Annotated in this window: 6 protein-coding genes; 3 read left to right on the top strand and 3 right to left on the bottom strand. The window is 76.4% G+C overall.

Translation table 11 applies throughout. The annotated features are described in order from the left end of the window. The first annotated feature begins 134 nt into the window (after window positions 1-134). Complete coding sequence (locus HET64_RS32505) at window positions 135-2,519, top strand: PQQ-binding-like beta-propeller repeat protein (RefSeq protein WP_215110744.1); 2,385 nt, start codon at window positions 135-137, stop codon at window positions 2,517-2,519. After that, window positions 2,516-4,909, top strand: coding sequence for a protein kinase (locus HET64_RS32510; RefSeq protein WP_215110745.1), 2,394 nt, complete (start codon window positions 2,516-2,518; stop codon window positions 4,907-4,909). Before HET64_RS32505 ends, HET64_RS32510 begins: the two co-directional genes overlap by 4 nt. A gap of 75 nt (window positions 4,910-4,984) precedes the next feature. On the opposite strand, the gene HET64_RS32515 is transcribed toward HET64_RS32510, so the two are convergent. Then, complete coding sequence (locus HET64_RS32515; protein WP_215110746.1) at window positions 4,985-6,472, bottom strand: hypothetical protein; 1,488 nt, start codon at window positions 6,470-6,472, stop codon at window positions 4,985-4,987. 124 nt (window positions 6,473-6,596) lie between these two features. Further along, window positions 6,597-7,310, bottom strand: a complete 714-nt coding sequence (locus HET64_RS32520; protein WP_215110747.1) for an antibiotic biosynthesis monooxygenase — start codon at window positions 7,308-7,310, stop codon at window positions 6,597-6,599. A gap of 167 nt (window positions 7,311-7,477) precedes the next feature. On the opposite strand from HET64_RS32520, the gene HET64_RS32525 reads away from it, so the two are divergent. Beyond that, window positions 7,478-8,251 carry a phosphodiesterase gene (locus HET64_RS32525; RefSeq protein ID WP_215110748.1) on the top strand — a complete coding sequence of 258 codons (774 nt, stop codon included), beginning with the start codon at window positions 7,478-7,480 and terminating at the stop codon, window positions 8,249-8,251. 27 nt (window positions 8,252-8,278) lie between these two features. Here HET64_RS32525 and HET64_RS32530 read toward each other — a convergent pair. After that, window positions 8,279-8,749, bottom strand: a 471-nt coding sequence (locus HET64_RS32530) for a DUF4232 domain-containing protein (protein WP_251146196.1), incomplete at its 5' end; no start/stop codon positions are given.

Raw genomic sequence — 8,749 nt, forward strand, 5'->3', positions numbered from 1 at the left:
CCCCTGCCCCTGCCCCTGCCCGGAGAGTGGGCGACGGGCCCCCGGGGACGCAACCGAACCGGTGGGCACGGGCGTCGCACAGGAGGGGCCCGCGGTGATCGCCCCGGCCCGACAACACGAGGGGGACGCACGGCATGGAGCGGGTCGCGGGGTACCGGATCGTGGCGCTGCTCGGCGAGGGCGGCATGGGTCGAGTCCATCTGGCCCGGACGGCGTCGGGGCGGCTCGCGGCGGTGAAGACCGTCCATGAAGACCTCGCCGCCGACCCGCGGTTCCGGGAGAGGTTCCGGCGCGAGACGCTCGCCGCGCGGGCGGTCTCCGGTCCGTCCACCGCCGCGGTGCTGGACGCCGGCCCCGACGCCGTACGGCCGTGGCTGGCGACCGAGTTCTGTGCGGGGCCGACGCTCACCGAGACCGCCGGGGCGCTCGGGCCGCTGGGCGCGGGGCCGCTGGCCGGGCTGGGGGCGGCGCTCGCGGAGGCGCTGGCGAGCATCCACCGGGCCGGGCTGGTCCACCGTGATCTGAAGCCGTCGAACGTGGTGCTCACCCGGGGCGGCCCGAAGGTCCTGGACTTCGGCATCGCCCGGCGGGCGGCCGACGAGACCCTCACGGGCACCGGGGAGGTCATCGGATCGCCCGGGTTCATCGCCCCGGAACTGCTGACGGCCGACGATGAGCCGTCCCCCGCCGCCGATGTGTTCGCCCTCGCGGCGCTGCTCGCCCGGATGGCGACGGGCCGACCGCCCTTCGGCTCGGGCCCCGCGCACCAGGTGCTGTACCGGACGATGCGGGGCGGGGCCGATCTGGACGGGGCCCCGACCGGCGAGTGGCGCGCGTTCCTCGCCTCCTGTCTGACGGGCGACCCGGCCGGGCGTCCCACGGTGGCCGAGGTGCTGGACTGGTGCGCGGAGCGGTCCCCGGCCGACGCGTGGTGGGAGCGGGACCCGGTGGCCGGCCTGGTCCGCGACCACGAGAACAGGGTCGCTGCGCTGGTGGCGGACGCCGCGGGCGGCAGCCGGGACGGCGCGGGCACCCCGGCCGGGGCGGGCGACGCGCCCGAGGCCGGCACTCCGGCCGACGCGGCGGACGCCGGTACCGCTCCGGCCGACGCCGTACCCGCCCCCACCGGAACCACGCGCACCCCGGCGGACGCCGTCCCGTACCGGACCCCTCCCGTGGTCGCGCCGCGGGACGCCGTCCCGTACGACGGTGAGCCGGGCCGGGGTCCGGCCAGGCGGCGGCTGCTCGCGTTCGGCGGGGCCGCGCTCCTGACGGGAGGGGGTCTTCTCGGCGGCGCGGCTCTGCTCCGGCGCACCGAGAAGGACGACCCGACCGGCGACCGGGGAGCCTCGCCGGCGCCGAGGACCCGCTGGGCCCGGGGACGTCTGCTGTGGACCAGGACCGTCGTCGGCCTCGGCCCCTCCAGCCGGGTGCTGCGCCACGGCGGCACGCTCCTCGTCACGGACGCGGCCGCGGTGACCGCGCTCGACGCGGCCACCGGTGCGGTGCGCTGGCGGTACCCGGCGCGGGACGTCACGGCTGTCCGGCCGCTCGGGGACCAGGTGCACCTGCTGCTCTCCGGGCTGCTCTTCGTACCGGAACTCCTCGCCCTCGACGCCCGGACGGGCAACCGGCGCTGGTCGGTCCTCCCGGACCGGCCGCCCGGTGCCCGGACGTCCGCCGCCCCCGACGGCCAGTCGGCGTTCCTCGCCGTCGACGGCGGGACGATTGCCCTGGTCTCCTACGCCTCCGACGCCTCCCTGTGGTCGAAGCGCTCCCTGGGTGATCGTCCCTGGCGCGCCTACGGGTTCGACTCCCGTACGGGAGAGGCCCTCTGGTTCCACGAGGGGACGCGGGCCGCGGTGACCGGTATCGACGCGGCGGGCGGCCGGCTGGCCGTCGGGCTCCGCCTCCCGACCCGTTCCGGGGCTCCCGCCGAGGAACCGTTGTTCGTGCTGCGGACCTCCGGGGCGGCACCGCGGCCGGAGCCGGAGATACCGGGCGGCGCCCCGTATCCGCACGCCCACCCCGGCGCCTCCGGCACCCGGTACTACGCGCGCGGCAGCCGGGTCGTCGCGGTCGATCTGGCGGCCCGGCGCACCTCCTGGCAGCGGACGCTCGAAGGGTCGGCCACGATCACGCCCGCGGCGACCGGTGGCGTGGTGCACGCCGCGACGGCGGGCGGGGTCACCGCGCTCGACGCCCGGAGCGGGCGGGTCCGCTGGAGGCGCCCGGACGTCGGGCGGCTCGCCTCCGACGACGGCGGGGGCACCGACGACGGGCCGCCGCTGGTGGCGGACGGCGCTCTGTACGCCACCGGGCCGGAGCCGGGCCGCGAGGAGGCGTCCGGGGAAGGCGCGTTCTGGGGGGTGCACGCCCTCGACGCCGTCCGCGAGCGCCGGCTGTGGTCGGTCCCCGTCGAGGCGGACGGGCCCTTCCTCGCCGCCGCCGGCGGGGGTCTCCTCCACGTCTGTGCCGGCGGGACCGTCCTGACGTTCACCGGACCGGAGTCCGGATGACCGGCCCCCTGCTTCCGGGCGATCCCGAACGGCTCGGCTCCGTACGGCTGCTGGGCCGGCTCGGGGCGGGCGGCATGGGCACCGTCTATCTGGGCCGGACGCCCGGCGGGCTGACCGTCGCGGTGAAGACGGTGCACGAACACCTGGCGGCCGACCCGCACTTCCGTGAGCGGTTCCGCCGCGAGGCGGCCGCCGCCCGCGCGGTGACCGGGGCGCACACGGCGGCGGTGCTCGACGCCGACCCGGAGTCGTCCCGGCCCTGGCTCGCCACCGCGTATCTGCCGGGCGTCACGCTGCGGCACGCGGTGGCGGCGACCGGACCGCTGGCGCCCTCCGCCGTACGGTCCCTGGGCGCGGCCCTCGCCGAGGCGCTGGAGGCCGTCCACCGGGCGGGGCTCGTCCACCGCGACCTCAAGCCGTCGAACGTGCTGATCACCGCTGACGGGCCCCGGGTCATCGACTTCGGGATCGCCCGCGCGATCAGCGACCACGGGCTGACCGGGGCCGGCGACGTCGTCGGTACCCCGGGGTTCATCGCCCCGGAGCAGATCACCGGGGCCATGGTCACCGGAGGCGCGGAGTCCCCGGAGGCGGAGTCACGGGGCGCGGAGTCACGGGGGGTAGTGACCGGGGCGGCTGTGACCGGGGCGGCCGATGTGTTCGCGCTCGGGGCGGTGCTGGTGTTCGCCGCCACCGGAGGCAGCCCGTTCGGCTCGGCGACCCCGGCGGTGCTGCTCTACCGGGCCGTCCACGAGGACCCGGATCTCACCGGCGTACCCGACGGGGTACGGGAGGTGGTGACGGCCTGCCTGGAGAAGGATCCCGGCCTGCGTCCGACCGTGGACCAGGTCCTGCGGGCCACCACGGATCCGCATCCGGCGCTGTGGTGGCGCGCGGAGCCGCTGCGCACGCTGGTCCTGGGCGGAGCGGCCGAGCAGCCCGTCGAGGAGCCCGCCCCGGCACCCGGTCCGCGGGGGGCCACCCGGACCGCCCCGGCACCGGGGGCGGCCCGCACCCGCCCGCTGTCCGCCCTGCCACCGCCGCCCGTGGTGAGGAGCCCGGCGGCCCGGCGCGGAGAGCTCACCCGGCGCGGTCTGCTGCTGGCCGGGGGAGGCGGGCTCGCCTCGCTCTTCACCTACGCGATCATCCGGAGCGGGGGCGGCGGGCGGAAGGAGCGGGTCGAGGATCCCTTGAGGATCCGGCCGGGGAGCGCCCGGCAGGGCGCCCTGCGCTGGACCCTGGCCCCCGCGTTCGACAGCACCACCGTGGACGCGCTGCGGTCGGCCGGGAGTTCCCTGCTGGTGCACGGCGTCGCCGTACCCGATATCGGGGAGGCGGGCAGCAGCGGCGGATACGTCACCGCGCGGCGGGTCCGTGACGCCGGGCGCCGGTGGCTGGCCGACGCCGAGGAGAACTCCCCGACGCGGTGGGGGGTGTCCGGTTCGGTGCTGGCGGCGGCCGATGTGGGCCTGGCCGCCGTCGATCTGGCGACGGGCGAACCACTCGGCACGCCCGCGGAGCGCCCGGCCCCGCTGTGGTTCGCCGTCGCCTCGGGGGTGCTGGTCTCCGGTTTCGCGGCGGACGGCGACGCACCGACGCTGAACGCCGTGGACCTGCGCACCGGTGCGCGGCGCTGGACCGGGGCCACGGCGGAGGTCCGGCCGCCCGCCGTGCTGGACCGGTCGGTGCTGCTGGCCGACGAGGGCGGTGAGAACATCCGGTGCGTCGACGCGGTCAGCGGTGAACTCCGGTGGGCGTACGAGGGGTTCGAGGGTCCGGTGGCCGCTCTGGCGGCGGTCCCGGGGGCGGGCTGTTTCGTCCTGCTCGGCCTCGGCGGCGCCCTGCACTTCCTCCGGGCGCGCGACGGCGGCCGCCTGGCCACCGGCACACTGAAGGACGGGCCGAGTTCCGGTTCCAGCGCGCTGGCCGCCGTCGGCTCCACGGTGCTGCTGACCACCGGGGGCCGGGTCCACGCCTACGGGCCCACCACCGGCCGGTCGCTCTGGTCGGCGGGGACGGTGGGGCTGGACACCAGCTGGCCCGCGGGCACGGGCGGCGTCCGGGCCCCGGTGACGTCCGGCGGAGCGCTGCTCCACTGGGCGCGGGCGGGGGTCCTCCAGTGCCTCGACCTCCGCAGCGGCGAGGAGCGCTGGGCGGCCACGCTCGGCGGGGTCGGCCAGGTGCCCCCGGTGGTGGCCGGGGGCACGGTGTACGCGGCCACGGGTGAGCTGTGCCGGGCCCTGGACGTGAACCGTGGTGCGGTGCAGCGCGGTTGGGAGGTCACCGACGTCCGGGACCTCGCCGCGGACCCGTCCGGCTGGTACGCCCGCATCGGCACGAAGGCGGTACGGGCGTACAACCACACGGCCGCGCCGGTGCGGGGCTCCTGATGCCGCGAACTACTGACGGCTGCTTGGTAAGAGCAGAGTTCTTCGGTTGAGCGCTGCACCGCGTGCGATTGCCCCTCAACCGCCGGCGCGCGAGCGGGCCTTGAACGCCGCCTTGCGGGCTTCCTTGGCCGCCTTCTTGTCGCTGTGCAGCCGCCCCATGGCCTCCAGCACATCGGCGGTGGCCGGGTGGTCGACGCGCCAGACCTCGTCGAAGAAGCCGCTGTGCTGCGCGGAGAGCCCCTCGACCAGGCCCTGGAGCTCGTCCAGCTCGCCGTCCGCGTCCAGTTGGGCGGCGATCGTGTCGATGGCCAGCCAGAAGATCATGTCCTCCGGCGGGGCGGGCACGTCGGCGGCGCCGCGCTCCGCGAGCCAGACGCGGGCCAGGCCGCCCAGCTCCGGGTCGCCGAGCACCGCGCGTACGGCGGGCTCCGCCTCGGGGCCGGCCAGGGCGAGGGCCTGCTGGCAGTGGAGGCGGCGCAGTGGCGCGCCCTCGTCCGTGCCGCGCGCGGCGGCCAGCAGCTCGGCCGCCGCGGCCACCGCGCCCTCCGCGCCGTATCCCGCCAGCCAGAGCGTGACCTCGGCGCGGGCGGCGGACTCCGGGTAGTGGGCGATGCCGTCGAGGAGGGCGTCGGCGCCCTTGCCCGCGAGGTCGCCGACGGCGGGGGCGTCCACTCCGGCCTCCAGCATCCGGGCCCGGATCCCGTACAGGCCGAGAGGGGTGAGCTTGACCATGCCGTACCGGGTGACGTCCTCGTCGTCGGCCCCGGCGGCGGAGGCGTCCGCGGCTTCGCCCTCCTCGACCAGCAACGCCTCGTCGACCGGGCGGTATTCGACGATTCCGATGGGTTCGAGGAGCCGGAACTGGTCGTCGAGGCGCATCATCGCCTCGGACACCTGCTCCAGGATGTCGTCGGTCGGCTCGCCCATGTCGTCGGGGACGATCATCGACGCGGCGAGGGCGGGCAGCGGGACCGGTCCTTCGCCCGCGCCATGGTCCGCGAGGGTGAGCAGGTAGAGGTTGCCGAGGACGCCGTCGAGGAACTCCGCCTCGGCCTCCGGGTCCCAGTCCAGGGCGTCGAAGTCGATCGAGCCGTCCTCGCCGACGAGGTCCGCGAAGTCGTCCAGGACGGGCGCGGTGGCGTCGGCGTGCACGGCGTCGAGGCCGTCGAGCCAGATGGACAGGACGTCCTGCGGGGAGCCGCCGGTGAGCAGGGCCAGGTTCTCGCCCGTGGTGACGGTGCCCTCGCCCTCGCCGTCCGTGCCCTCGTCGCCCTCGCCCTCCTCGGGGTCGGTGACGTCGAGGAGGCCGGTGTCCACGGCGAGCCGCCAGGCCTCGCTGGCGTACGCGGCGCCGTCCTCGTCCGCCGGGAGGGCGAGGTGCTCGGCGGCCGCGGGAAGCTGGTCCTCGACCAGTTCTCCGCCGGCCCCGACCCGGGTGTCCGGGCCCGCCCAGCGGGCGAGCCCGACGGCGCGGACGAACAGCGGAGCGGCGAGCGCGTCCCGTGCCAGTTCGGCCTCGGTGTTCAGCCGCACCGGCGGCAGGGAGGGGCGCTCTGCGGACATCGGGGGTTCTCCTCGGTGCGTGCTCGGGGCATACGGAGTGCGTACGCGGTTCAGCCGCCCAAGCCTAGACGCAAAGCGCCGCGTACCGCCCGCCGCTTCGCCACATGACGCCCGCCGCGCCCCCTCACCCGCCCGCGCCCGGTTCCATGCTGAGCGCGGGGGTGTAGCGGTGCACGCCGCCGCCGGTCATGCCCGGGTACTTCTGGACGCGTTCCCAGAGCGGGGACGGGGAGCCGACGCCCTCTCCGGGTGCGGCGAGGGCCGCGATGTGGTGCTCGGCGCTCTCCCACTCGGCGTAGTTGAGGACCCGGGTGCCGTCGGTGCTGACGTGGAAGTGTGCGGCGATGCCGCCGGCGGGCAGCTCCGCCTCCTCGCCGAGCGCCCGGAACACGCTGTCCACCCAGTCGCGTTGCCGGGCGGGGTCGGGCCCGTCGAACTCGACGTCCACGATGACGAGGCAGCCGGTCTCCCGGGTGTCGCCCTCGGCCCGGAGGCCGGAGCGGTACAGCTCGTAGGTGTGCAGTGCGAGGCGTTCGGCACCGGGGACGGCGGCGTCGATCTCGGCGTTGCGGATGTCGCGCCCCTGTCGCACGAAGTCCTGGTAGGCCTGTTCGCCGGCCCACTGGGAGTAGTGGAGCAGGGTCGCGCCGTCCTCCCCTGCGTAGACGCTGTAGGAGAGCAGCCCGGGATGCGGCCACTCCCGGCTCTCCCAGGCCTTCCGGATGGCGTCGACGGCCTCTCGCTGCCGCTGCGGTGTGCCGACGTTCCAGGTGCTGGCCTTGGCGATCCGGGCGTCGGTGCGGGCCGGGTCGGGACGGTCGGTGAAGTGCGTGGTCATGGCGGTGTTCCCCTCGTCACGCGCGCCGGTCGGTGCGTCGCGTCCACCACCGTGGCACCTCAAGTCCGGTCGAGGTCAAGGCCGTGTCCCCGGACGGCGCCGCGCCCGTTCGCTCAGGGCGTGAGCGGTCCCGGGTGCGGCCGGAGGGGCCGGGGAAGGGTGGGGGCATGACCCTCTCCGTGGCGCATCTGAGCGACCCGCACCTCACGACCGGTCCGGGGGCGGCGGCCCCCGCCACCGGGTTGCGGGCCGCCCTGCGCCGGGTGCTCGCCCTGGACCCGCCCCCGGACTGCGTCGTGATCACCGGTGATCTCACCGAGCGCGGGGAGCCGGATGAGTACGCGGCCCTGCGCGAGGAGGTCGGCGCGTTCCCGCTGCCGCTGCTTCTGGTGACGGGCAACCACGACGTGCCGGAGGCTCTCGTGGACGCGTTCGGCGGGACGCGCTTCCTGGGCGGGGGGACGCTGACGTCGTACGCGGTGGAGCACCCGGCGTTCACCGTGGTGGTCCTGGACTCGTGGGTCGCCGGTGCGCCGGGCGGCCGGCTGGGTCCCGAGCAGTTGTCCCTGCTGGACCGGGAACTCTCCCGGCGCCCCGGCGTACCGGCCCTCGTCTGTCTGCACCATCCGCCGGTTCCGGTCGGCATTCCGTTCCTGGACGCGATGCGCCTGGCGGACGGCCCCGCGCTGGCGGAGGTGGTCGCCGCACACCCCCGGGTCGTGCGGGTGCTGGCGGGCCATGTGCACCGCCCGGTCACGGTGGGCTTCGCGGGCAGCACGGTGGCCGTCGCGCCGAGTACGTACCGGCAGAGCGGGCTGGCGCTGCGCGAGGGCGTGCCCGGCTATCCCGACGAGCCGGCGGCCTTTCTGCTGCACGTGCTGCCGGAGGGGCCTCCCGGCACGGGCTGGGTCACCCACACCGTGCCGGTGGGCGACGGCTGACCGCCGGGCCGACCCCGCACCGGCCGGTCACTCGGGCAGCTCGGCCCGCCAGGCCGTGATGTTCAGCTCGTCCATGTACCGGATGTCGTGCCCCTCCAGGGGGTGGACCCGCGCCCCCGCGTCGGGGGCGGCGGCCAGCTCCAGGGCGTCGGCCATGACGAGCTCGCCGCCCTCCTGGGTGGAGACCCAGGCGAGCATCGACCGCGCGGTGCCGCCCGGCTTCAGGGTGAGCGCCTCGGGGCCCCGGTCGCGGCCGAACTGCGAACCGGCCGGGTTGACCTTCACGGGGAGGCGTTCGCCGTCCTCACCGAGCGCCTGGACCGAGGGGTAGCCGTCGACCCGGTAGGGCTTCGAGCCGCAGTTGGTCAGGGTCAGGGCGACCGCACGGCTCATCATCGCGGTCAGCACCTCCCCCATGGTCACCACGGCCCCGGAGGCGGGGCACTTCTCCGGCGGGGCGGCGGCCGGGCCGGTCCCCGCCGTCGCGCCGTAGGCGGG

The sequence above is a fragment of the Streptomyces sp. McG3 genome (assembly GCF_018619185.1).
GTDB lineage: Bacteria > Actinomycetota > Actinomycetes > Streptomycetales > Streptomycetaceae > Streptomyces.